This is a genomic window from Bacillus cereus group sp. BfR-BA-01311, assembly GCF_022664295.1.
GTDB classification, from domain to species: Bacteria; Bacillota; Bacilli; order Bacillales; family Bacillaceae_G; genus Bacillus_A; species Bacillus_A cereus.
In genome coordinates, this window is sequence record NZ_JAKUHC010000003.1 from 522,716 (window position 1) to 546,863 (window position 24,148).

A 24,148-nucleotide genomic window follows, 5' to 3' on the forward strand; every position below is an offset into this window, starting at 1 on the left:
AAACAGATTAAAATAGTATAAGGAATATTATTTTATCCCCCTATTTTAGAACGCAATGAAATCCCTAAGTCAATTATACCTAAGATTGTCACAAGAGGAAACAGCATCGGAATAAACATGCATGCAATAAAACTAATAATAGGAACCCCTTTAGTAAAACCTTTTCTATACGCTAAAAAGGCGATAAATGTCAGACCTTGCAGTACAAGCAATAGTGCAAATATGACATTTAGGTTAGAAAATACCATATGTAAATATGATGTTGGTTCTACTTTTATAAAAGTTGCTAACAAAATAAATATAACGTAATACCAAATGATACTCTTTGGTAATTGTATATCTTTAAATTTAGGCCAAGATATAACTTCATGTTTTAACTTTTTCAAAACACTACCTGATATTATCACTGTAATCCAAGAAAAACATACTGAAACTAGCACAAGTATACTTGGAAGTAACGATTGTAATATATCATTCATTTGTGCAAGTAGCTCTTTTTGTTCCTTACTAATCGGCATACCTGTAGCACTTACTATCTTTTCGCTTTTCGCCATACTTTCACTAAACATACTTTGCATTTGCTTCATTATATCTATGTTGAAAAACTTTATACTCGCAACATAAATAAGTACAAAACCAATTAAGTATGCAAGCGTCCCCGCTATTAAGATTTCAACTGGCTTTTTTCTTGTTTTATACATATATCCTAAAACAATCCCTATCAATCCAAACATAATTGTCTTCACTAAATTCAGCGGTTGACTCACAATAATAGTAACAAAAAGTGCTGCTACAAAAACCACGAGCACATTAGATAGTTTATGTCTTATCATTAATAGTATAAATGGTAACGGCAACGCAAAAGTTACAACTGTACCCAAAATCGGAACATACATAGATATAAGCAATAAAATTGCATATATAGCTAATAATGCTGCACCTTCTGTAATAAACTTTGTTTGTTTCACATTTTAACCTCTCTTTCAAAAAGAAAAGCATAGCAAAATGCACAGTAGAGTCCGACTCTACTGTGCATTTCATACGCTATTATTCACCAACATATGGTAAAAGTGCCATTTGACGAGCACGTTTAATTGCAACTGTAAGTTTGCGTTGGTATTTTGCGCTTGTTCCTGTTACACGACGAGGTAAAATTTTACCACGCTCAGAAACGAAACGTTTTAATAAATCAACATCTTTATAGTCAATGCGAGTGATGCCGTTAGCTGTGAAGAAACACACCTTACGACGTTTCGCACGTCCACCTTTGCGTCCTGCCATGTCTATTTCCCTCCATTCTTTGTTAAAACTAACAAATTTACTGTATTAGAACGGTAAATCGTCGTCGGAAATGTCGATCGGTTGACCTACATTTGAAAATGGATCGTCATTCTTCGTAAATCCAGAGTTACCTTGGTTACCTGAATTACTAGATTGACCAAATGGGTTAGAGCCTTGGTTACCGAAACCAGCTCCTGATGGTTGCTGATTAAATGAACCACGTTGCTCCCCACCGCCATTACGCGGCTCTAAAAATTGCACGCTTTCCGCAAGAACTTCTGTTACGTATACACGTTTACCATCTTGTCCCTCGTAATTACGAGTTTGAAGACGCCCATCTACGCCTGCTAAGCTACCTTTTTTCAAATAATTTGCTACGTTTTCTGCTTGTTTACGCCATATTACACAATTAATAAAGTCAGCTTCACGCTCACCTTGCTGATTGGCAAATGCGCGATTCACAGCTAACGTAAAAGTAGCTACTGCGACACCATTGGGCGTGTAACGTAAGTCAGGGTCCTTAGTTAAACGACCAACGAGGATAACACGATTCATCAATCGAACCACTCTCCCTTATATATCAATTATTTTTCTTCTTCTTTAACAACGATATGACGAAGGATGTCTTCGTTGATCTTAGCTAAACGGTCGAATTCGTTAATCGCTTCTGCGTTAGATTTCACGTTTAAGATCATGTAGAAACCTTCACGTAAGTCGTTGATTTCGTAAGCTAAACGACGCTTACCCCACTCTTTCGTGTTAATGATTTCTGCACCATTGTTTGTTAAAACACCTGCAAAACGTTCAACTAAAGCTTTTTGAGCTTCTTCTTCAACGCCAGGACGAATGATGTACATAATTTCGTACTTTCTCATTACACTTTCACCTCCTTTTGGTCTAAACGGCCCGTAATGGGCAAGGAGCAATTAATTTATAGTAATTACTCACGAGTTTAGATTATATCATAGTAAGTTATATGAATCAACTCACCAATACATAAAAAACTTGGCAAACATATAATATATTTGCCAAGTTCATATCTTTATTTTTCCTAGGAAATATTAAATTAAACGTTAAAACGGAAGTGCATAACATCTCCGTCTTTTACGATATATTCTTTTCCTTCTAAACGTACTTTTCCAGCTTCTTTTGCAGCTGTCATAGAACCGTTTGTCATTAAATCATCGTAAGAAACTGTTTCTGCACGAATAAATCCACGCTCAAAGTCTGTATGAATAACACCAGCACATTGTGGTGCCTTCATTCCTTGTTTAAATGTCCAAGCACGTACTTCTTGAACGCCAGCTGTAAAGTACGTAGCAAGTCCTAATAGGTCATATGCTGCACGAATTAATTGATCTAAACCAGACTCTTCAATTCCTAATTCTTCAAGGAATACTTTTTTCTCTTCTTCGTCTAATTCAGCGATTTCTGATTCAATTTTTGCACATACAACGATTACTTGAGAATTTTCATTTGCTGCAAATTCTTTTACCATTTGTACGTATTTATTTTCCGAAGGATCGATAATATCGTCTTCACTTACATTCGCTACGTATAACATTTCTTTTGTTGTAAGTAAATGAAGGCCTTTAACAATCTTCATCTGCTCTTCTGTAAATTCAACAGTACGAGCTGGTTTTCCCTCTTCAAAAGCTTCTTTTAAACGAACTAAAATTTCATGCTCATATACCGCTTCTTTATCTTTTTGTCTTGCTAATTTCGCAACACGCTCGATACGCTTATCAACAGACTCTAAATCCGCTAAAATTAGCTCTAAATTGATTGTTTCAATATCATCAATTGGATCTACTTTCCCTGAAACGTGCGTAATATTTTCGTCTTCAAAACAACGAACAACTTGGCAAATTGCATCTACTTGACGAATGTGAGATAAGAATTTATTTCCTAAACCTTCACCTTTACTAGCACCTTTTACGATACCTGCAATATCAGTAAACTCGAATACAGTCGGAACAGTCTTTTTCGGTTCTACTAATTCCGTTAATTTATTTAAACGCTCATCTGGTACTTCTACAATCCCTACGTTTGGATCAATTGTACAGAATGGATAGTTCGCAGATTCTGCTCCTGCTTGTGTAATTGCATTAAATAAAGTGGACTTCCCTACGTTAGGTAATCCAACAATCCCAGCCGTTAATCCCATATTTTTCACTCCTATGTCTCAATCTTTCATCATTATAGATAGTAACGAAAAAAATGACAAGTTTCCGCCAAACGAAAAAAAGTAACAGTTACCTACTGTAACTGTTACTCTCCCTCTATTCTTCGTGCTTCACAAGTATTTTTTTCACCTTACGATCAAACTCTCTTCGAGGAATCATTACTGAATGGTCACACCCCTCGCACTTAATGCGGATATCCATTCCCATACGAATAATTTTCCAACGATTCTCGCCACATGGATGGGCTTTCTTCATTTCCACAACATCATACAAGTTATATTCCTTTTGCTCCATTCTCCAAACTCCTCTCCATACTAAATTGCTTTTCCACTAACTAATTCTTCACGATTATATAAAACCATACGTGGATATGGAATTTCAATTCCATGTAAATCAAGACGATTTTTAATCTCTTTACGAAGTGCCCTTGCAATAACTGCATGTTGCATCGGTTCTACTTCAGCAATAACACGTAATATAACTTCTGATGCAGCTAATGTTTGCACACCTAATAATTGAGGCGTTGTTACCATTTTTTCGTACTTTGAAGGTAATTCTACTAATAAATCTTCAATAACTTGCTCTGCTTTCGCAATATCAGCCTCATATGAAATAGATACATCAACAAACGCTACACTATTACTAACTGAGTAGTTAGTAACTTGAATAATACTTCCATTTGGTAAAGTATGAATTTCACCTGTCCAACTCTTTACTTTCGTTGTACGAAGTCCAATTTCTAAAACGACTCCTTCAAATTGACCGATTTTAACATAATCGCCAACTGAAAACTGATCTTCTAACAAAATAAATAAACCTGTAATAACGTCTTTCACTAAACTTTGAGCACCAAATCCGACTGCTAAACCAATTACCCCAGCACCCGCTAATAAACCTGATGCATTAATATCAAATACACCTAAAATCGCAATTAGCATAATGAACATAACAACGTACGCTACAATATTTTCAAGTAATTTCGCTACTGTAACTGTACGACGTTCTGAAATTTGAATTGGAGAACGACTCCCCATACGAAACGCATTTCGTACAACCGCCCTTGCAATTCGCACAACAACTGCACCAATTGTTAAAATAATACATATTTTTAATGTCGCAACTCCAATATGAGCCCAACGATCAGCATCTAATAAATACTGTTTCATAGAATTAAACCACTTCGCTAATAAATCCATGTACCTCTACCTCTCTAGCTAAAATTTCTTTTTAGTTACCCTTATTATTGTATCAGAAGTCCCCTAATTGCTGAAAAAATTTTATGATTTTAATCCTATTTTATCCCCGACATCCAGGTATAAAATGGAACGAATATATATATACTAGTACTATTATTTCCGTTTTCATTCACATTTTGCAAAAATTACGCACTTATAACTTTCCATTTTCCTCACCATATAACATATATTGAAAATTTATTAAAAGGATGGGTGCTTCATGAATATTGGAAGTTTTCGCTTACCATTTTTTGAGAAAGAAACTCAAAACGTTATGCACCAAGATCTAGAAGCCTCTGAAATAATCAGTAATTTCTTACTTACCCATATTCCTATTAAAACTAATATACCACTCATTCTCGTTTGTATCGGCACAGATCGCTCTACAGGTGACGCACTCGGCCCATTAGTTGGTACAAAACTTGAACAAATAGACATCCAAAACCTCCAAGTATTCGGTACACTAGATGAGCCAGTACATGCGCTAAATTTAGAAGAGAAAATTCAGAATATACAGAAAGAATATCCTACTGCATTTATAATTGCTGTTGATGCATGTTTAGGAAAGTCCCAAAATATCGGATCAATCACTACTGGAAAGGGACCTAGTAAACCTGGAGCTGCTATGAATAAGAAATTACCTGCAGTTGGTGATTTGCACATACACGGTATCGTCAATCTAAATGGGTTTATGGAGTTTTTCGTTCTTCAAAATACAAGATTAAGTTTAGTCATGAAAATGGCTGATGTAATCGCAAAAAGTATAAAAGAGACGGATCAAAAATTATCCGCATTAAAAAAAGCAAACCATCTATAAATAATAAGATGGTTTGCTTTTTAATTTTTCTGTGCTAATAGTTCTAAAATACGATTTAAATCTTCTTTATTAAAAAATTCAATTTCGATTTTACCTTTTTCTTTTTTCGTCTCTTTAATTTTCACATCTGTGCCAAACTTTTCTCTTAAGAACGTTTCACGTTCTACGAAAAATATATTTCGCTCTTTTTTCACTTTTTTTGTTTCACGTGAAACGTGTTGATTAATCTCTTGGACGATTTTCTCTAATTGACGAACATTTAATCCTTCTTTTTCAATGCGTTTCAATAAGGACTTCAATTGTTCTTCATCTTTTATCGTAAGTAAAGTTCTCCCATGAGCCATTGAAAGTTGACCATTTGCAATCATATCTTGTACGAAAGAAGGTAGGCTTAATAACCGAGTATAATTTGCAATGTAAGGTCTGCTTTTACCAAGACGTTTCGCTAATTGTTCTTGCGTTACATTTAGCTCATTCATTAACATCTGGTATGCCATTGCCTCTTCCATAGGATTTAAATCTTCTCGTTGTAAGTTTTCTAACAAAGCAAATTCCATCATTTGCTGTTCAGTTAATTGTCTTACAACCGCAGGTACTTTTTCTAAACCAGCCTCTTTTGCAGCACGAAATCGTCTTTCACCTGCAACAATTTCATATCCTTTAATACTCTTCCTAGCAATTAATGGTTGTAGAATACCGTGTTCCTTAATCGAAATTGCTAATTCCTGAATCGCCTCTTTATTAAAGTGTTTACGCGGTTGATATGGATTCGGCCTTAATTCAGTTACAAGAATCTCCTGAATTGTTTCCTCTTCTTTCACATCTAAATCAGGAAAAAACACATTAATTCCTCTTCCTAATCCTTTAGCCACCTGCAATCACTTCCTCTGCTAAATCTATATACACTTCTGCTCCTCTTGATTTAGCGTCATACTGCATAATAGGTTTCCCATGACTTGGAGCCTCGCTCAAGCGTACATTACGCGGAATAATCGAGCGATATACTTTATCCCTAAAATACTTTTTCACTTCATCTATAACTTGAATCCCTAAATTTGTACGGGCATCCAACATTGTTAACAATACACCTTGAATTGCTAAATTTTTATTTAAATGTTTTTGTACAAGTCGAACTGTATTTAATAGCTGACTTAACCCTTCTAGTGCGTAATATTCACACTGTACAGGAATAATAACAGAATCTGCTGCTGTTAATGCATTAATCGTTAATAACCCTAAAGATGGGGGACAGTCGATAATAATATAGTCATATTCATCACGAACTGGCTGTAATGCTCTTTGCAAACGTACTTCCCGGGAAATAGTCGGTACCAATTCAATTTCAGCACCAGCCAATTGAATTGTAGCGGGTAGAACATCTAAGTTTTCAGTTGCGGTTTTCTGTATAACCCCTTGAACATCTGCATCTTCCACAAGAACGTTGTAAATACATTGATCTAATTCAGATTTTTCAATTCCCACACCAGTCGTTGCATTTCCTTGAGCATCAATATCTACAAGAAGGACTTTTTTACCTACTTGCGCCAATCCAGCCCCTAAATTAACAGATGTTGTTGTTTTTCCAACACCGCCTTTTTGATTAGCAATAGCAATGATTTTTCCCATGATGTCACCTACTTTCAACCTTTCTATCTTATTCTAGTAACAATTACGTTTATTGTAACATGAAATAAAACTTTTTCTTTTACGTCCTTTATTAAACTTCAAAATTTATTTCTAAACTCCTTCTTCATTTAACAAGAAAATATAGTAAAAGAGACCTCTCCAATAGGATAAGGTCTCTAGCACGTCATTATTATTTTTTCTTTGGAATTTTAATTGTAATTTGATAGTACTCATCAAATTCTTCTTCCTCAGAATTAACATTCAAACCACTTTCAGTAACCATTTGTAAAGATTGTCTAATTGTATTCATAGCAATCCTCGTATCTCGACTTACTGCTTTTTGCTTTGCCTTACGCTTCGGTTTCGCTTCCTCTAGTAACTTCGCAATTCGTTCTTCTGTTTGCTTTACATTTAGTTGTTTCTCAACAATTTCCTGTAAAACCTTCAGTTGTAATTCCTCATTTTTTAAAGGAATGAGAGCGCGGGCATGACGTTCTGTAATGCTTTTTTCTAATAATGCACTTTTTATTTCTTCAGGCAACTTTAACAAGCGCAACTTATTTGCGATTGTAGATTGTCCTTTTCCAAGTCGTTGTGCCAATGCTTCTTGTGTTAAATTATGTAACTCAATCAGCTTTTGATATGCCACAGCTTCCTCGATTGCCGTTAGTTCCTCACGTTGCAAGTTTTCAATTAAAGCTACAGAAGCTGTCTCTGTATCATTTAAATTCTTTATAATTGCAGGAACCTTTTCCCAACCTAACTTTGTTGCCGCGCGAAAACGTCTTTCTCCAGCAATAATCTCGTACTTATCATCCTCATATTGCCTTACAACAATCGGTTGAATAAGTCCATGTGTACGAATTGTTAATGCTAGCTCATCAATACGCGCATCATCAAAAACTGTTCTTGGTTGATAACGGTTAGGGGTAATATTTACTATCGGAATTTCTTGTATTTCTTCATATACCTTTTTATCTATCTCTTCATGGCTTTCGTCTTGTAATTCGAATTCGCTCTCTTTATCTCCAAAGCCAAATAAACGAGAAAACGTATTTTTCATACATATTCCACCACCTTTTAGGCCTATTGACTATTCTCCATAAAATGTTTCCTATGAAACATTTACGTTTTCATTTATATAATTTAATCTTACGTCTAATAAGATTTATTTTTCAATAGGTAATTTATTGGGTGTTCCCGGTTTGCGTGGATATTTCTTTGGTGTCTTGCGCTTTTTCTCGATTAATAAAATATTACGTTCACTCTCTTCAAATGGTAATTGGAAAGTAGACATCTCTTTCAACTCTCCGCCTAGCACCTCTAAAGCATACTTGCCATTTTCAATTTCTTCGTTTGCTGCTGCACCTTTCATTGCAATGAATGTTCCTCCAACTTTTACAAGTGGTAAACATAGCTCACTTAATACAGAAAGACGCGCAACTGCACGTGCCATTACAATATCGTATGATTCACGCACACCTTCTTTTTTCCCAAATGTTTCAGCACGATCGTGACAAAATGCAACATCACTTAATTCTAACTTTTGGGCTAAGTGATTTAAGAAATTAATACGTTTTTGCAATGAATCTACAATTGTTACTTTTAAGTGCGGGAAACAGATTTTTAAAGGAATACTTGGGAATCCAGCCCCTGCACCAACATCACAAATTGAGAATGGTTTTGAAAAATCATAATAAAAAGCAGCTGTAATGGAATCAAAAAAGTGTTTTAAATATACTTCTTCTTTTTCTGTAATAGCCGTTAAGTTCATTTTTTCATTCCACTCTACTAATGTTTCAAAGTAGATTTTGAACTGCTCTAACTGTCTAGAAGAGAGGGTGATTCCCTTCTCTTCTAGCATAGATTGAAATTGTTCTATGTTCATCTAGCAATATCTCCTTACTATTTATTGGTTCGATACGCGTGCAATTTTTCCTTGTTCTATATACACAAGTAAAATGGAAATATCCGCTGGATTTACGCCAGAAATACGTGAAGCCTGCCCCATTGAAAGTGGACGAACATCTTTCAATTTTTGTCTAGCTTCTGAAGCAAGGCTAGAAATCGCATCATAATCAATATCTACAGGGATTTTTTTACTCTCCATTTTCTTCATACGCTCTACTTGCTGTAAAGATTTTTCAATATACCCTTCATACTTAATCTGAATTTCAACTTGTTCTTTAACTTCATCACTTAATTCTACTTCACTTGGTACTAAAAGATGAATATGCTCATATGTCATCTCTGGACGACGTAATAAGTCACTTGCACGTATTCCATCTTTCAATTCACTTCCGCCAATATTGCGAATTAATTCTTGAACTTCAGGACGTGGTTTAATAATAATGCTGCTTAAACGTTCCTTTTCCTGTTCAATTTGTAATTTTTTATTTGTAAATCGCTCATAGCGCTCTTCTTTAATTAATCCAATTTCACGACCAACTTCAGTTAAACGAAGATCAGCATTATCGTGGCGTAATAATAGACGGTATTCTGCACGAGACGTTAATAAACGATATGGTTCATTTGTACCTTTCGTTACAAGATCATCAATTAAGACGCCAATATAAGCATCCTCGCGACCTAAAACAACTTCTTTTTTACCTAAAGAACGGCATGCTGCATTAATTCCAGCCATAAGCCCTTGTCCGGCCGCCTCTTCGTAACCAGAAGTTCCATTAATTTGTCCTGCTGTATATAAATTTTTAATCTTTTTCGTTTCAAGTGTTGGCCATAGTTGTGTTGGCACAATTGCATCATATTCAATTGCATAACCTGTACGCATCATTTCAACATTTTCTAGGCCTGGAATTGTTCTAAGCATGTCACGTTGTACATCTTCTGGTAAGCTTGTGGATAAACCTTGTACATATACTTCTTGTGTATTACGCCCTTCTGGCTCTAAGAAAATTTGATGACGTGGTTTATCATTAAATCTTACTACTTTGTCTTCAATAGAAGGACAGTATCTAGGGCCTGTTCCTTTAATCATACCAGAATACATAGCTGAACGATGTAAATTTTCATCTATTAAACGGTGTGTTTCTGTACTTGTATATGTCAACCAACATGGAATTTGATCCATAATAAATTTCGTTGTTTCAAAAGAGAACGCACGTGGCTTATCATCACCTGGTTGAATTTCTGTTTTACTGTAGTCAATTGTATTACTGTTTACACGCGGAGGTGTCCCTGTTTTAAATCTAACAAGATCAAATCCAAGTTCCTCTAAATGCTCAGATAATGTAATAGACGGTTGCTGATTATTTGGACCGCTTGAATATTTTAAGTCGCCCATGATAATCTCGCCGCGTAAAAATGTTCCAGTTGTAATTACAACGGTTTTTGCTGTATATTCTGCACCAGCTTGTGTAACTACCCCTTTACATACACCTTCTTCAACGATTAAACGCTCTACCATTCCTTGGAACAACGTTAAGTTTGGTGTTTCTTCAATTGTTTTCTTTAATTCATGTTGGTAAGCGAATTTATCAGCTTGCGCTCGAAGTGCACGTACGGCTGGTCCCTTACCTGTATTTAGCATACGCATTTGAATATGAGTTTTATCAATATTACGTCCCATTTCTCCGCCTAATGCATCAATTTCACGAACAACAATCCCTTTTGCTGGTCCACCAACAGAAGGGTTACATGGCATGAATGCTACCATATCCAAATTAATTGTTAACATTAATGTTTTTGAGCCCATTCGTGCTGCCGCAAGACCAGCTTCACATCCTGCATGACCTGCACCGATTACTATGACATCGTATGAACCGGCATTGTATCCCATTGTTTATTCCTCCTAATAATCTCTATCTTTCTACAACTTCACTATATTATTTTCCTAAACAAAATTGAGAGAACAACTGGTCAATTAAGCTTTCATGCACTGTGTCCCCAGTAATTTCACCAAGTATTTCCCACGTTCTTGTTAAATCAATTTGTACCATATCAATTGGTACACCATTTTCAATCGCCTCAACTGCATCACCGATTGTTTTTCCTGCTTGTGTTAATAATCCAATATGTCTCGCATTAGAAACATATGTCATATCTGCAGAATCGATTGTTCCTTCAAAGAATAAATCAGCTATTGCCTTTTCGAGTTCATCTATTCCTTGTTCCTCAATTAAGGATGTTGTAATAACACGATTTCCCGCGGCTAACTCTGTAACACGTTCCATATCAATCGCTTGCGGTAAATCAGTCTTATTCACAATAACAATAAAGTCTTTTCCTTGTACCGCACGGAATAGATCTTCATCCTCATTTGTTAAAGCCTCGCTATAGTTGACAACAACTAATACTAAATCCGCTTGGCTCATCATTTCTTTTGAACGTTCCACACCAATTCGTTCAACAACATCTTCTGTCTCCCGAATACCGGCTGTATCTATAAGTTTAAGAGGCACACCACGCACGTTAACGTACTCTTCAATAACATCACGAGTTGTTCCTGCAATATCAGTTACAATTGCCTTTTTCTCCTGAACAAGACTATTTAATAACGATGATTTCCCAACGTTAGGTCTACCGATAATTGCTGTAGCAATACCTTCACGTAAAATTTTCCCCTGTTTTGATGTTTCTAATATTTTTTCGATTTCCGAACGAACATGCGTCGCTTTCTCAATTAAAATATTATGTGTCATCTCTTCTACATCATCGTATTCTGGATAATCTATATTTACCTCAACATGAGCTAATGTTTCTAATATTTCTTGACGCAAAAGACCAATTAATTTAGATAATCGCCCTTCCATTTGATTAATTGCTACATTCATCGCACGATCTGTTTTTGCTCGAATCAAATCCATAACAGCTTCTGCTTGTGATAAGTCGATACGTCCATTTAAAAAAGCACGTTTTGTAAATTCGCCCGGTTCTGCCAATCGTACTCCTTGTGCTAGAATAAGTTGCAATACTTTATTTACTGAAACAAGTCCACCGTGACAGTTAATTTCCACTATATTTTCACGTGTAAAAGTCCTTGGTGCGCGCATAATAGACACCATAACTTCTTCAATAACTTGATTTGTATCTAAATCAACAATATGACCATAATGAATAGTGTGAGAAGGAACCTCTGTTAAATCCTTCCCCTTAAAAATACGATCAACTTTCTCAACCGCATCATCCCCACTTACTCGAACAATGGCAATTGCACCCTCTCCAAGCGCTGTGGAAATCGCAGCAATTGTATCAAATTCCATGTCCTTTCACCTCACTTGCTTATTTATCTCTATTTCAACATGATTATTTCTTTCACTAAATTATTAGGATACCATAACGAACCTATCTACAAAAGAAGAATAACTCATTTTATTATATCCCCATGTAAAAAACACTAAACTTATTCACAGTGGATAAGTTTAGTGTTTTTTAGTTATCCACATCTATTTTCCGCTCAAAAAAACCGGCACTCATTTGAGCAACCGGTCATTTAGGAGATATTACAACATGCCGATGTGGTTCATTTCCTTCAGAAGTTGTATTGATACCTTGATGATTTGATAATGCCTGATGAATAATTTTTCGTTCAAAAGATGGCATCGGTTCTAAAATAACTCTTTTTTTCGTATTAAATACTTGTTTCGCTAATCGATAAGAAAGTGATTCTAACGTACTTTTTCTTTTACTACGATAATTTTCAGCATCTAGTGTAATACCGATATACTGCTTCGTGTTACGATTCGCGACAAGTTTTGTTAAATACTGTAAAGAGTTCAATGTATTACCTCTTTTCCCAATTAAAACACCTACATTATCACCAGAAATTGTAAATTCGATTTCGCGTCCTTTTACAATTTTACTAATCTCGACTTCCACACCCATATCGTGAATAACATTTCTTAAATATTCTTCACATTCTTGAATTGGATCTTTCTTCAATACAACTTCTACTACTGCAGGGCGATTCCCAAATAAACCTAAGAATCCCCTTTTACCCTCATCGACAATATTTATATCTACTCGATCTTTTGATGTATTTAATTGCCTTAAAGCATCCTCTACTGCCAGCTCGACTGTTTGTCCTTTAGCAGTAATTACACTCACTTGCTTGAGCCTCCAGCCTTACCAGCCTTACTAGCCTTAATCTCTGGCCCTTTAATAAAGTACATTTGAGCAATACCAAAGATATTACCAACAACCCAGTAAAGTGATAATGCAGCTGGGAAGTTAATTGCAAAGATTAAAATCATAATCGGCATAAGCCAAAGCATCATTGCCATTTGTGGATTTTGGCCAGCTGTTCCTGCCATTGCAAGCTTTTGCTGAATAAATGTCGTAATTGCTGCAACGACTGGTAAGATATAGAACGGGTCTGCATGTCCTAAATCGAACCATAAGAAACTATGTTGTTTAATTTCAGCTGTTCTCATAATTGCATGATAAAAAGCGAACAGAATTGGCATTTGAATAAAGATTGGTAAACAACCAGCTAATGGATTTACACCATTTTTTTGGTATAACTGCATCATTTCTTGCTGCAGTTTTTGCTGTGTCGCTTGATCTTTAGAGCTATATTTCTCTTTTAACTTCACCATTTCCGGTTGTAACGCTTGCATCGCTTTCGTACTCTTCGTTTGTTTAATCATTAATGGTAATAACGCAAAACGAATGATAAGAGTCGTAACAACAATTGCTAAACCATAATTACTGTTAAATAAGTTTGCAAAATACGTGATTAACTGAGAAAGCGGGTATACGAAGTATTCATTCCAAATTCCAGTGCTTTTTGGTGTAATTGGCTGATTTACTTCACTACAGCCAGCAGTAATCGCCATTAATGCAATAAGCATGGCTAGTAAACCTAATTTCTTTTTCAAAGCCTACTCCTCCTTGTATCGGTATGTATATAGTGTAATTCATTTCCTTACGCTACTTTTTTATTCTTTTCATACCAGAGCGTTTAAAGACATGAATTAAGCTTTTCTTTACTTCTTCATATGTCATCTCTGCACAAGGCTTCCTTGCTATTATAACAAAATCTTTTCCAGAAGCTATCTCATCTTTTAACTCTGTAATAGCCTGACGGACCATGCGCTTAATTCGATTACGAACTACTGCATTTCCTATTTTCTTGCTAACAGAAAGGCCGATGCGAAAGTTTGGCTGTTCTTCTTTATCTAATTGGTATACAACAAACTGACGATTTGCATTTGATTTTCCTTTTTGAAAAACCGCCTGGAATTCATCATTCTTCTTTATACGATGTTTTTTCTTCATATCAATTGACACTCCTGTATTTCATCAGCGGAAATTCACTATTATTAGAAAAAAAGACCACTGAACGATCAGTGGTCTACGCAGATAATACTTTTCTTCCTTTACGACGACGAGCTGCTAGCACTTTACGTCCGTTCGCTGTGCTCATACGGCTGCGGAAACCATGTACTTTGCTGCGCTTACGTTTATTTGGTTGGTAAGTTCTTTTCATTATATGACACCTCCCTGAGGAATATCTGTTAAAGACAGTCCTATAAATTATAGTTAATTAACTAGGAAAATGTCAATGGTTCTAGAAATTTTCATCAAATATTCATTTTGAACCTATTCACATACTTTTTCACAGCACCTATATTTCCTTGTGGATAAATATTTTTTCACGTTTTTTATATCCACAAACTTTTTTCGCACTTTTACACAGTATATCGTGTTGTGGACAAGTTTATTCCACAAGGTATTGATTTTGTGGATAACTTTCTTAAATTCATTGCTATAGCCACTTTTTTTTGATATTATAGTTGTGTTTTCACTTTGAATAAGTTTTCCACACCTTTATCTTATCCACAATTTGTGTATAACATGTGGACAGTTTTAATCACATGTGGGTAAATAGTTGTCCACATTTGCTTTTTTTTGTCGAAAACCCTATCTCATATACAAACGACGTTTTTAGGTTTTAAAATACGTTTCGTATAAATATACATTTTATATTTATTAGGTTGTACATTTGTTGCGCAACCTTATTCTTTTACCAACTTAGTAAAGGAGGGACACCTTTGGAAAATATCTCTGATTTATGGAATAGTGCCTTAAAAGAATTAGAAAAAAAGGTAAGCAAGCCTAGTTATGAGACATGGTTAAAATCCACAACGGCTCATAACTTGAAGAAAGACGTATTAACGATTACAGCTCCGAATGAATTTGCTCGTGACTGGCTAGAATCTCATTACTCCGAACTAATTTCAGAAACACTATACGATTTAACAGGGGCAAAATTAGCAATTCGCTTTATTATTCCCCAAAGTCAAGCTGAAGAGGACATTGATCTGCCTCCAGTTAAGCCGAATCCAGCACAAGATGATTCAGCTCATTTACCACAGAGCATGTTAAATCCAAAATATACATTCGATACATTTGTTATTGGCTCTGGTAACCGTTTTGCCCATGCAGCTTCATTAGCTGTAGCTGAGGCGCCAGCTAAAGCGTATAATCCACTCTTTATTTACGGGGGAGTTGGACTTGGAAAGACACATTTAATGCACGCAATTGGTCATTATGTAATTGAACATAATCCAAATGCAAAAGTTGTATATTTATCATCAGAAAAATTTACAAATGAATTTATTAACTCTATTCGTGATAATAAAGCTGTTGATTTTCGTAATAAATATCGTAACGTAGATGTTTTATTGATAGATGATATTCAATTTCTTGCTGGAAAAGAACAGACTCAAGAAGAGTTTTTCCATACATTTAATGCATTACACGAAGAAAGTAAACAAATTGTAATTTCTAGTGACCGACCACCAAAAGAAATTCCAACTTTAGAAGATCGTCTTCGTTCCCGCTTTGAATGGGGACTTATTACAGACATTACGCCGCCAGATTTAGAGACACGAATTGCGATTTTACGCAAAAAAGCAAAAGCTGAAGGGCTTGATATACCAAATGAAGTTATGCTTTATATCGCAAATCAAATTGATTCAAATATTCGTGAATTAGAAGGTGCACTTATCCGAGTTGTAGCTTATTCATCTTTAATTAATAAAGATATTAATGCTGATTTAGCAGCTGAAGCACTTAAAGATATTATTCCAAATTCTAAGCCGAAAATTATCTCTATTTATGATATTCAAAAAGCTGTCGGGGACGTTTATCAAGTGAAATTAGAAGATTTTAAAGCGAAAAAACGTACAAAATCAGTTGCGTTTCCTCGCCAAATTGCAATGTATTTATCGCGCGAGCTTACAGATTCCTCTTTACCAAAAATAGGTGAAGAATTTGGTGGACGTGATCATACAACAGTTATCCATGCCCATGAAAAAATCTCTAAACTACTAAAAACCGATACGCAATTACAAAAGCAAGTTGAAGAAATTAATGGTATTTTAAAGTAGTAGCTGAATAGTGTGAATAACTTACCTTGTTTTACGCACAGTCTATCCACATGTAGATAGACTGTTTTTACATCCTTTAGCGGGGTTATCCACATATCCACAAGCCCTATTACTATTACTACTATTTTTTATCTTTATTAATTAAATAAAATCTTATACTTACCGGAGGTTTTTCTTTATGCGTTTTACAATACAAAAAGACTATCTTGTAAGAGGTGTACAAGATGTAATGAAGGCAGTTTCTTCTCGTACAACAATCCCAATTCTTACGGGAATTAAAGTTGTAGCAACTGAAGAAGGAGTTACATTAACAGGAAGCGATGCTGATATTTCGATTGAATCGTTTATTCCAGTCGAAGAAGATGGAAAAGAAATCGTAGAAATAGCTCAATCAGGAAGCATTGTTTTACAGGCAAAATATTTTAGTGAGATTGTAAAAAAACTACCTAAAGACACTGTCGAAATTTCTGTAGAAAATCATTTTATGACAAAAATAAAATCTGGAAAATCAGAGTTTAACTTAAATGGTTTAGATTCTGCAGAATATCCGTTATTGCCACAGATTGAAGAACATCATGTATTTAAGATACCAACAGATTTACTTAAACATATGATCAGACAAACTGTATTTGCAGTTTCTACTTCTGAAACAAGACCAATCTTGACAGGTGTAAACTGGAAGGTATATAACAGCGAGTTAACTTGTATTGCAACAGATAGTCATAGGCTGGCACTTCGAAAAGCAAAAATTGAAGGACATAATATTGCAGATGAATTCCAAGCTAATGTTGTTATCCCAGGTAAGAGCTTAAATGAATTAAGTAAAATTTTAGATGAGTCTGAAGAAATGGTAGATATCGTTATTACGGAGTATCAAGTATTATTCCGTACAAAACATTTATTATTCTTCTCAAGATTGTTAGAAGGGAATTATCCTGATACGACACGTTTAATTCCGGCAGAGAGTAAAACGGATATTTTTGTGAATACAAAAGAATTCCTACAAGCAATTGATCGTGCTTCACTATTAGCAAGAGATGGCCGCAATAACGTTGTTAAATTATCAACTTTAGAGCAAGAAATGCTAGAGATTTCTTCGAATTCACCAGAAATCGGAAAAGTTGTCGAAGAAGTACAATGCGAAAAAGTAGATGGAGAAGAGTTAAAAATATCTTTTAGTGCAAAATATATGATGGATGCATTGAAAGCTTTGGATAGTACAGAGATTAAAGTTAGCTTTACTGGGGCGATGAGACCGTTCTTAATTCGTACAGTAAATGATGATTCAATTATTCAATTAATTTTACCGGTTCGTACTTACTAGGTAAGGAATAAGGGTTGCTAGTTTAAAGATGCTAGTGGCCCTTATTTGATTTTTGGGTATTACTTTCCTAATGCTAGTTTATTTAGTACAATGAAAGAATGAACACTTTCAGAAAGTGAGCGATTTTATGAAACGTATTAAAATTTCAACAGAGTATATTACACTAGGACAATTTTTAAAGTTAGCTGATGTAATTGATACAGGTGGCGCTGTAAAATGGTTTTTACAAGAATATGAAGTGTACGTGAACAACGAACTTGAAAATAGAAGAGGTCGCAAACTATATGCGAATGATGTTATTGAAATTCCAGGAAGCGGAACTTTCCAAGTTCAGGCATAAAGGGGGAGCCCTTTGTTTATTTCAGAAATACAATTAAAAAACTATCGCAATTATGAAAAATTAGAGCTTTCCTTTGAAGATAAGGTAAATGTAATTATCGGCGAAAATGCGCAAGGGAAAACAAATTTGATGGAAGCTATTTATGTTTTAGCGATGGCGAAATCTCATAGAACCTCTAATGATCGCGAACTTATCCGCTGGGATGAAGATTTTGGTCAAATAAAAGGGAAATTACAAAAAAGAAACAGTTCTTTGTCTTTGGAATTAAATATTTCGAAAAAAGGTAAAAAGGCAAAATTAAATCAACTTGAACAGCAAAAGTTAAGTCAATATATTGGCGTGATGAACGTTGTCATGTTTGCCCCAGAAGATTTAAATCTTGTAAAAGGAAGCCCTCAAGTAAGAAGACGCTTTTTAGATATGGAATTAGGACAAATAGCTCCTGTATATTTGTATGAATTAAGTCAATATCAAAAGGTGCTCACGCAACGAAATCACTTGTTGAAAAAAATGCAAGGGAATAGTAAGAATGAGGAAACGATGTTGGATGTATTTACACTTCAACTAATTGAGCATGGTGCGAAAATACTGCAAAAACGTTTTGAATTTTTGCATTTGCTACAGGAATGGGCAGCTCCAATTCATCGAGGTATAAGCCGTGGATTAGAAGAGTTAGAAATTGTCTATAAACCAAGTGTAGATGTATCAGAATCAATGGATTTGTCGAAAATAAAAGAAGTATACTATGAAAGTTTTCAATCTGTGAAACAACGTGAAATTTTCCGTGGTACGACTTTAATTGGTCCTCATCGTGACGATTTACAATTCTTCGTTAATAGTAAAAATGTTCAAGTCTTTGGTTCGCAAGGACAACAACGAACGACCGCACTATCCCTAAAATTAGCTGAAATTGAATTGATTTATTCAGAGGTTAAAGAATATCCAATCCTTTTGTTGGATGATGTTTTATCAGAATTAGATGATTATCGTCAATCACATCTTTTAAATACAATTCAAGGAAAAGTGCAAACATTTGTTACAACGACGAGTGTCGACGGAATTGAACACGAAACATTAAAAGAAGCGAAAACAATTCATGTAACGAACGGCACTGTAGATTGTGAAATAGATAGGGAATAACCCCTGTTTAAATGGAAAAGTAGGTGATCTTTGTGTCAATGGAACAAAAGCAAATGCAAGAAAATGCATATGATGAAAGTCAGATACAGGTGCTTGAAGGACTAGAGGCAGTTCGGAAACGCCCTGGTATGTATATTGGATCTACAAGTGGAAAAGGGCTTCACCATCTTGTTTGGGAAATCGTAGATAATAGTATTGATGAAGCACTTGCAGGTTATTGTGATGAAATTAATGTTAGTATCGAAGAAGATAATAGTATTCGTGTAACGGATAATGGGCGTGGTATTCCGGTTGGTATACAAGAAAAAATGGGACGTCCAGCTGTAGAAGTTATTATGACTGTTCTCCACGCCGGTGGTAAATTTGGCGGTGGCGGTTATAAAGTTTCTGGTGGTTTACATGGTGTTGGGGCATCGGTTGTAAATGCTCTATCAACAGAATTAGAAGTATTTGTACATCGTGAAGGTAAAATCCATTATCAAAAATACGAAAGAGGTATTCCGGTTGCAGATTTAAAAGTCATTGGTGACACCGATCAAACAGGAACAATAACTCGATTTAAACCAGATCCGGAAATTTTCCAAGAAACAACAGTATACGATTTTGATACGCTAGCAACTCGTATGCGTGAATTAGCGTTTTTAAATCGTAATATTAAATTAACAATTGAAGATAAACGTGAACATAAGCAAAAGAAAGAATTCCATTACGAAGGTGGAATTAAATCATACGTTGAGCATTTAAATCGCTCAAAACAACCGATTCATGAAGAGCCTGTGTACGTAGAAGGTTCAAAAGATGGTATTCAGGTTGAGGTTTCTCTTCAATATAACGAAGGATACACAAATAATATTTACTCATTTACGAATAACATCCATACGTATGAAGGTGGTACACATGAGGTAGGTTTTAAAACAGCTTTAACTCGTGTAATCAACGACTATGGTCGTAAAAATAGCATTTTAAAAGATGCGGACAGTAATTTAACTGGTGAGGATGTTCGTGAAGGTTTAACAGCAATTGTATCAATCAAGCATCCAAATCCACAATTTGAAGGACAAACGAAGACAAAACTTGGGAATAGTGAAGCGAGAACAATTACAGAGTCTGTATTCTCAGAGGCATTTGAAAAGTTCTTACTAGAAAATCCTAATGTAGCGCGAAAAATTGTAGAAAAAGGTACGATGGCTGCACGTGCACGTGTAGCTGCGAAAAAAGCGCGTGAATTGACACGTCGAAAGAGTGCGTTAGAAGTTTCAAGTTTACCTGGTAAATTAGCTGATTGCTCTTCGAAAGATCCAGCAATTAGTGAAATTTACATCGTAGAGGGTGACTCTGCGGGTGGATCTGCAAAACAAGGACGCGATCGTCATTTCCAAGCAATTTTACCGCTGAAAGGTAAAATTATTAATGTGGAAAAGGCGCGCTTAGATAAGATTTTATCAAATGATGAAGTTCGTACAATTATTACGGCAATCGGTACAAATATTGGTGGAGACTTCGATATTGAAAAAGCACGCTATCATAAAGTTATTATTATGACCGATGCCGATGTTGATGGTGCACATATTCGTACCCTATTATTAACGTTCTTCTATCGTTATATGCGTCAAATAATTGAGTGTGGTTATATCTATATTGCACAGCCGCCATTGTTTAAAATACAACAAGGTAAAAAAATTCAATATGCTTACAACGATAAGGAACTTGAAAAAATCTTAGCTGAGCTACCAGCCCAGCCGAAACCAGGAATTCAACGTTATAAAGGTCTTGGGGAGATGAATCCAACTCAGCTATGGGAGACGACAATGGATCCAGAAGTACGTTCGTTACTTCAAGTTTCTCTTCAAGATGCAATAGAAGCAGACGAAACGTTTGAAATTTTAATGGGTGATAAAGTAGAACCGCGTCGTAACTTTATCCAAGAGAATGCAAAATACGTGAAGAACCTTGATATTTAAATGAGTAATGACAGGAATCTAAGTATTCCTGTCTTCTACATATAAATCAATGTATGTGTAACGGAAATGTAAGAGGAGGTGCTCGTTGATGTCAGACAATCAACAACAAGCACGAATTCGAGAAATTAATATTAGTCATGAAATGCGTACCTCATTTTTAGATTACGCAATGAGTGTTATCGTATCTCGTGCATTACCAGATGTTCGTGATGGATTAAAACCTGTGCATCGTAGGGTTTTATATGCGATGAATGATTTAGGAATTACAGCTGATAAAGCGTATAAGAAATCAGCACGTATTGTCGGTGAAGTAATCGGTAAGTATCACCCTCATGGTGATTCAGCCGTTTATGAAACAATGGTACGTATGGCGCAAGATTTTAGTCAACGTTATATGCTTGTAGATGGGCATGGTAACTTCGGTTCTGTAGATGGAGATTCAGCAGCAGCAATGCGTTATACAGAGGCAAGAATGTCTAAGATTTCTATGGAATTAATACGTGATATTTCAAAAAATACAATTGATTATCAAGATAACTATGATGGTTCCGAAAGAGAACCGATAGTACTACCAGCGCGTTTCCCTAATTTATTAGTAAACGGTACAACAGGTATTGCTGTTGGTATGGCAACAAATATACCGCCGCATCAGCTTGGCGAAGTAATTGATGGTGTGCTGGCATTAAGTCATAATCCTGATATTACTATCGCAGAATTGATGGAATATATTCCTGGTCCAGACTTTCCGACGGCAGGTTTAATTTTAGGAAGAAGTGGAATTCGAAGAGCTTATGAAACAGGTCGCGGTTCCATTATGCTTCGTGCTAAGGTTGAAATTGAAGAGAAGTCAAACGGTAAACAATCTATTATCGTAACTGAACTACCTTATCAAGTTAATAAGGCGCGATTAATTGAAAAAATCGCAGAATTAGTTCGCGATAAGAAAATTGAAGGTATTACAGATTTACGTGATGAATCAGATCGTAATGGTATGCGTATTGTCATGGAAGTACGTCGTGATGCTAATGCAAACGTACTATTAAACAATCTATATAAACATACAGCGCTGCAAACAAGTTTCGGTATTAATATGTTGTCTCTTGTAAATGGGGAGCCACAAGTACTAAATTTAAAACAAAATCTATATCATTATTTAGAGCATCAGAAGGTAGTAATTCGTAGACGTACTGCTTATGAATTAGAAAAAGCAGAAGCACGTGCTCATATTTTAGAAGGATTACGAATTGCTTTAGATCATCTTGATGAAGTTATTACGTTAATTCGTAGTTCAAAAACGGCAGATATTGCAAAGCAAGGCTTAATGGAACGTTTTGGTTTAAGTGAGAAACAAGCGCAAGCGATTTTAGATATGCGTCTGCAACGCTTAACTGGATTAGAACGTGAAAAAATTGAGCAAGAATATCAAGACTTAATGAAGTTAATTGCTGAATTAAAAGCGATTTTAGCAGATGAAGAAAAAGTTCTTGAGATTATTCGTGAAGAATTAACAGAAGTAAAAGAGCGTTTCAATGATAAGAGACGAACAGAAATTACAATTGGCGGTATGGAATTTATTGAAGATGAAGATTTAATTCCTGAACAAAACATTGCGATTACGTTAACTCATAACGGTTATATTAAGAGGTTACCAGCTTCTACGTACAAAACACAGAACCGTGGGGGACGTGGTGTGCAAGGAATGGGTACGAATGATGATGACTTTGTTGAACATTTATTAACAACGTCTACTCATGATCATATTTTATTCTTTACAAACAAGGGTAAAGTATACCGTACGAAAGGATATGAAATTCCAGAGTATAGTCGTACTGCAAAAGGACTACCAATTATTAACCTATTAGGGGTAGATAAGGGTGAGTGGATTAACGCTATTATTCCGATTCGTGAATTTGGTGACGATCAGTTCTTATTCTTTACGACAAAACAAGGGGTTTCTAAGAGAACGCCACTTTCATCATTTGCAAATATACGTACAAATGGTTTAATTGCAATTTCTCTTCGTGAAGAGGATGAAGTAATATCTGTACGTTTAACATCGGGTGATAAGGATATTATTGTCGGGACAAGTAACGGTATGCTAATTCGTTTCAATGAACAAGATGTTCGTTCTATGGGACGTAATGCTGCAGGTGTTAAAGCTATTACGTTGGGCGATGAAGACCAAGTTGTAGGTATGGAAATTGTCGAAGAGGATGTAAATGTTCTAATTGTAACGAAAAATGGTTACGGAAAGCGTACACCGATTGATGAATACCGTCTGCAAAGTCGCGGTGGTAAAGGTCTGAAAACTTGTAACATTACAGATAAGAACGGTAAATTAGTAGCTGTTAAGTCTGTTACAGGTGAAGAAGATATTATGTTAATTACAGCGGCAGGCGTTATTATTCGTATGCCAGTTGATCAAATCTCTCAAATGGGACGTAATACACAAGGTGTTCGTCTAATTCGATTAGAGGAAGACCAAGAGGTAGCGACGGTAGCAAAAGCACAAAAAGATGAAGAGGAAGAAACGAGTGAAGAGGTTTCTTCAGAAGAATAAGAGAGGGGATTTTCCCTCTCTTTATTTTTTTATAATAATACTTGCATAGGGAAGAGAAAGCCTATATAATAGGCAGAGTCAGCAAATGAGAGATACAACTTATCAAAAAAACTTGTTGACGAAAATAATATAGTATGATATATTATAAAAGTCGCTGAAACGCGATGTTGAACTTTGAAAACTAAACGAAACAAACAACGTGAAACGTCAATTTTTATTTTAGATGCTAGACAAACTAACTTTATTGGAGAGTTTGATCCTGGCTCAGGATGAACGCTGGCGGCGTGCCTAATACATGCAAGTCGAGCGAATGGATTAAGAG

The 24,148-nt window shown here is 35.5% G+C and carries 24 protein-coding genes and 1 rRNA gene; 8 read left to right on the forward strand and 17 right to left on the reverse strand.

Features of this window, described 5'->3' with window-relative positions; all coding sequences use genetic code 11:
- Window positions 1-32 precede the first annotated feature (32 nt).
- The 7 genes from MR136_RS10485 to MR136_RS10515 form a co-directional block, all read right to left on the reverse strand.
- The gene (locus tag MR136_RS10485; RefSeq protein WP_000814840.1) at window positions 33-968 is read right to left on the reverse strand and encodes a YybS family protein; all 936 of its coding nucleotides are present in this window, start codon (window positions 966-968) and stop codon (window positions 33-35) included.
- Window positions 969-1,047: 79 nt separating this feature from the next.
- Window positions 1,048-1,281, reverse strand: a complete 234-nt coding sequence (gene rpsR / locus MR136_RS10490; RefSeq protein WP_000918873.1) for a 30S ribosomal protein S18 — start codon at window positions 1,279-1,281, stop codon at window positions 1,048-1,050.
- Window positions 1,282-1,326: 45 nt separating this feature from the next.
- The gene (gene ssb, locus MR136_RS10495; RefSeq protein ID WP_000981966.1) at window positions 1,327-1,839 is read right to left on the reverse strand and encodes a single-stranded DNA-binding protein; all 513 of its coding nucleotides are present in this window, start codon (window positions 1,837-1,839) and stop codon (window positions 1,327-1,329) included.
- A 26-nt stretch (window positions 1,840-1,865) separates the two neighbouring features.
- The gene (rpsF, locus tag MR136_RS10500; protein WP_001233778.1) at window positions 1,866-2,156 is read right to left on the reverse strand and encodes a 30S ribosomal protein S6; all 291 of its coding nucleotides are present in this window, start codon (window positions 2,154-2,156) and stop codon (window positions 1,866-1,868) included.
- 191 nt (window positions 2,157-2,347) lie between these two features.
- Entirely contained in the window at window positions 2,348-3,448 is a 1,101-nt protein-coding gene (ychF, locus tag MR136_RS10505) for a redox-regulated ATPase YchF (protein ID WP_000524657.1), read from the reverse strand.
- Between the two features lie 115 nt (window positions 3,449-3,563).
- Window positions 3,564-3,761: a DUF951 domain-containing protein gene (locus MR136_RS10510; protein WP_000435485.1), complete on the reverse strand. Its 198-nt coding sequence runs from the start codon at window positions 3,759-3,761 to the stop codon at window positions 3,564-3,566.
- Window positions 3,762-3,781: 20 nt separating this feature from the next.
- The gene (locus MR136_RS10515) at window positions 3,782-4,663 is read right to left on the reverse strand and encodes a mechanosensitive ion channel family protein (protein WP_000364814.1); all 882 of its coding nucleotides are present in this window, start codon (window positions 4,661-4,663) and stop codon (window positions 3,782-3,784) included.
- Between the two features lie 259 nt (window positions 4,664-4,922).
- On the opposite strand from MR136_RS10515, the gene yyaC reads away from it, so the two are divergent.
- Window positions 4,923-5,519, forward strand: a complete 597-nt coding sequence (gene yyaC / locus MR136_RS10520; protein WP_001020714.1) for a spore protease YyaC — start codon at window positions 4,923-4,925, stop codon at window positions 5,517-5,519.
- Window positions 5,520-5,539: 20 nt separating this feature from the next.
- On the opposite strand, the gene spo0J is transcribed toward yyaC, so the two are convergent.
- From spo0J to rpmH, 10 genes are all read right to left on the reverse strand, one after another.
- Window positions 5,540-6,391: a stage 0 sporulation protein Spo0J gene (spo0J, locus tag MR136_RS10525; RefSeq protein WP_001051832.1), complete on the reverse strand. Its 852-nt coding sequence runs from the start codon at window positions 6,389-6,391 to the stop codon at window positions 5,540-5,542.
- Window positions 6,384-7,145, reverse strand: a complete 762-nt coding sequence (gene soj, locus MR136_RS10530) for a sporulation initiation inhibitor protein Soj (RefSeq protein WP_000516114.1) — start codon at window positions 7,143-7,145, stop codon at window positions 6,384-6,386. Before soj ends, spo0J begins: the two co-directional genes overlap by 8 nt.
- 190 nt (window positions 7,146-7,335) lie before the next feature.
- Window positions 7,336-8,208 carry a nucleoid occlusion protein gene (gene noc / locus MR136_RS10535; protein WP_000799016.1) on the reverse strand — a complete coding sequence of 291 codons (873 nt, stop codon included), beginning with the start codon at window positions 8,206-8,208 and terminating at the stop codon, window positions 7,336-7,338.
- Window positions 8,209-8,313: 105 nt separating this feature from the next.
- Window positions 8,314-9,033 (reverse strand): 16S rRNA (guanine(527)-N(7))-methyltransferase RsmG, encoded by a 720-nt coding sequence (gene rsmG, locus MR136_RS10540; RefSeq protein ID WP_001019628.1) that lies wholly within the window; start codon window positions 9,031-9,033, stop codon window positions 8,314-8,316.
- A 21-nt stretch (window positions 9,034-9,054) separates the two neighbouring features.
- A complete protein-coding gene (gene mnmG / locus MR136_RS10545; RefSeq protein ID WP_000541031.1) occupies window positions 9,055-10,944 on the reverse strand; it encodes a tRNA uridine-5-carboxymethylaminomethyl(34) synthesis enzyme MnmG in 1,890 nt (629 codons plus the stop codon).
- A gap of 46 nt (window positions 10,945-10,990) precedes the next feature.
- On the reverse strand, window positions 10,991-12,367 hold the full coding sequence (mnmE, locus tag MR136_RS10550; RefSeq protein WP_000393757.1) for a tRNA uridine-5-carboxymethylaminomethyl(34) synthesis GTPase MnmE: 1,377 nt from the start codon (window positions 12,365-12,367) through the stop codon (window positions 10,991-10,993).
- A gap of 226 nt (window positions 12,368-12,593) precedes the next feature.
- Entirely contained in the window at window positions 12,594-13,211 is a 618-nt protein-coding gene (jag, locus tag MR136_RS10555) for an RNA-binding cell elongation regulator Jag/EloR (RefSeq protein WP_000111516.1), read from the reverse strand.
- Complete coding sequence (spoIIIJ, locus tag MR136_RS10560; protein ID WP_000727734.1) at window positions 13,208-13,984, reverse strand: YidC family membrane integrase SpoIIIJ; 777 nt, start codon at window positions 13,982-13,984, stop codon at window positions 13,208-13,210. The genes jag and spoIIIJ overlap by 4 nt, the downstream gene beginning before the upstream one ends.
- A 52-nt stretch (window positions 13,985-14,036) precedes the next feature.
- Window positions 14,037-14,384 (reverse strand): ribonuclease P protein component, encoded by a 348-nt coding sequence (gene rnpA / locus MR136_RS10565; protein ID WP_000726619.1) that lies wholly within the window; start codon window positions 14,382-14,384, stop codon window positions 14,037-14,039.
- Between the two features lie 76 nt (window positions 14,385-14,460).
- On the reverse strand, window positions 14,461-14,595 hold the full coding sequence (rpmH, locus tag MR136_RS10570) for a 50S ribosomal protein L34 (protein WP_000831901.1): 135 nt from the start codon (window positions 14,593-14,595) through the stop codon (window positions 14,461-14,463).
- A gap of 565 nt (window positions 14,596-15,160) precedes the next feature.
- Here rpmH and dnaA point away from each other — a divergent pair.
- From dnaA to MR136_RS10605, 7 genes are all read left to right on the forward strand, one after another.
- Window positions 15,161-16,501 carry a chromosomal replication initiator protein DnaA gene (gene dnaA, locus MR136_RS10575; RefSeq protein ID WP_000428017.1) on the forward strand — a complete coding sequence of 447 codons (1,341 nt, stop codon included), beginning with the start codon at window positions 15,161-15,163 and terminating at the stop codon, window positions 16,499-16,501.
- A gap of 178 nt (window positions 16,502-16,679) precedes the next feature.
- A complete protein-coding gene (dnaN, locus tag MR136_RS10580) occupies window positions 16,680-17,825 on the forward strand; it encodes a DNA polymerase III subunit beta (RefSeq protein WP_001212884.1) in 1,146 nt (381 codons plus the stop codon).
- Window positions 17,826-17,952: 127 nt separating this feature from the next.
- Window positions 17,953-18,165 carry a S4 domain-containing protein YaaA gene (gene yaaA, locus MR136_RS10585; RefSeq protein ID WP_000821364.1) on the forward strand — a complete coding sequence of 71 codons (213 nt, stop codon included), beginning with the start codon at window positions 17,953-17,955 and terminating at the stop codon, window positions 18,163-18,165.
- Window positions 18,166-18,177: 12 nt separating this feature from the next.
- On the forward strand, window positions 18,178-19,305 hold the full coding sequence (recF, locus tag MR136_RS10590; RefSeq protein ID WP_000470745.1) for a DNA replication/repair protein RecF: 1,128 nt from the start codon (window positions 18,178-18,180) through the stop codon (window positions 19,303-19,305).
- A 38-nt stretch (window positions 19,306-19,343) separates the two neighbouring features.
- The gene (gene gyrB, locus MR136_RS10595; protein ID WP_000435982.1) at window positions 19,344-21,266 is read left to right on the forward strand and encodes a DNA topoisomerase (ATP-hydrolyzing) subunit B; all 1,923 of its coding nucleotides are present in this window, start codon (window positions 19,344-19,346) and stop codon (window positions 21,264-21,266) included.
- Between the two features lie 88 nt (window positions 21,267-21,354).
- Window positions 21,355-23,826 carry a DNA gyrase subunit A gene (gene gyrA / locus MR136_RS10600; RefSeq protein WP_001282864.1) on the forward strand — a complete coding sequence of 824 codons (2,472 nt, stop codon included), beginning with the start codon at window positions 21,355-21,357 and terminating at the stop codon, window positions 23,824-23,826.
- Between the two features lie 241 nt (window positions 23,827-24,067).
- A 16S ribosomal RNA gene (locus MR136_RS10605) occupies window positions 24,068-24,148 on the forward strand; the annotation flags it as partial.

Excerpts from the sequence above, each read along its gene's own strand:
- rpsR (WP_000918873.1), bottom strand. The coding sequence starts at position 1,281 with ATGGCAGGACGCAAAGGTGGACGTGCGAAACGTCGTAAGGTGTGTTTC.
- rpsF (WP_001233778.1), bottom strand. The coding sequence starts at position 2,156 with ATGAGAAAGTACGAAATTATGTACATCATTCGTCCTGGCGTTGAAGAA.
- ychF (WP_000524657.1), bottom strand. The coding sequence starts at position 3,448 with ATGGGATTAACGGCTGGGATTGTTGGATTACCTAACGTAGGGAAGTCC.
- MR136_RS10510 (WP_000435485.1), bottom strand. The coding sequence starts at position 3,761 with ATGGAGCAAAAGGAATATAACTTGTATGATGTTGTGGAAATGAAGAAA.
- MR136_RS10515 (WP_000364814.1), bottom strand. The coding sequence starts at position 4,663 with ATGGATTTATTAGCGAAGTGGTTTAATTCTATGAAACAGTATTTATTA.
- yyaC (WP_001020714.1), top strand. The coding sequence starts at position 4,923 with ATGAATATTGGAAGTTTTCGCTTACCATTTTTTGAGAAAGAAACTCAA.
- soj (WP_000516114.1), bottom strand. The coding sequence starts at position 7,145 with ATGGGAAAAATCATTGCTATTGCTAATCAAAAAGGCGGTGTTGGAAAA.
- noc (WP_000799016.1), bottom strand. The coding sequence starts at position 8,208 with ATGAAAAATACGTTTTCTCGTTTATTTGGCTTTGGAGATAAAGAGAGC.
- rsmG (WP_001019628.1), bottom strand. The coding sequence starts at position 9,033 with ATGAACATAGAACAATTTCAATCTATGCTAGAAGAGAAGGGAATCACC.
- mnmG (WP_000541031.1), bottom strand. The coding sequence starts at position 10,944 with ATGGGATACAATGCCGGTTCATACGATGTCATAGTAATCGGTGCAGGT.
- mnmE (WP_000393757.1), bottom strand. The coding sequence starts at position 12,367 with ATGGAATTTGATACAATTGCTGCGATTTCCACAGCGCTTGGAGAGGGT.
- rnpA (WP_000726619.1), bottom strand. The coding sequence starts at position 14,384 with ATGAAGAAAAAACATCGTATAAAGAAGAATGATGAATTCCAGGCGGTT.
- rpmH (WP_000831901.1), bottom strand. The coding sequence starts at position 14,595 with ATGAAAAGAACTTACCAACCAAATAAACGTAAGCGCAGCAAAGTACAT.
- dnaN (WP_001212884.1), top strand. The coding sequence starts at position 16,680 with ATGCGTTTTACAATACAAAAAGACTATCTTGTAAGAGGTGTACAAGAT.
- yaaA (WP_000821364.1), top strand. The coding sequence starts at position 17,953 with ATGAAACGTATTAAAATTTCAACAGAGTATATTACACTAGGACAATTT.
- gyrB (WP_000435982.1), top strand. The coding sequence starts at position 19,344 with ATGGAACAAAAGCAAATGCAAGAAAATGCATATGATGAAAGTCAGATA.
- gyrA (WP_001282864.1), top strand. The coding sequence starts at position 21,355 with ATGTCAGACAATCAACAACAAGCACGAATTCGAGAAATTAATATTAGT.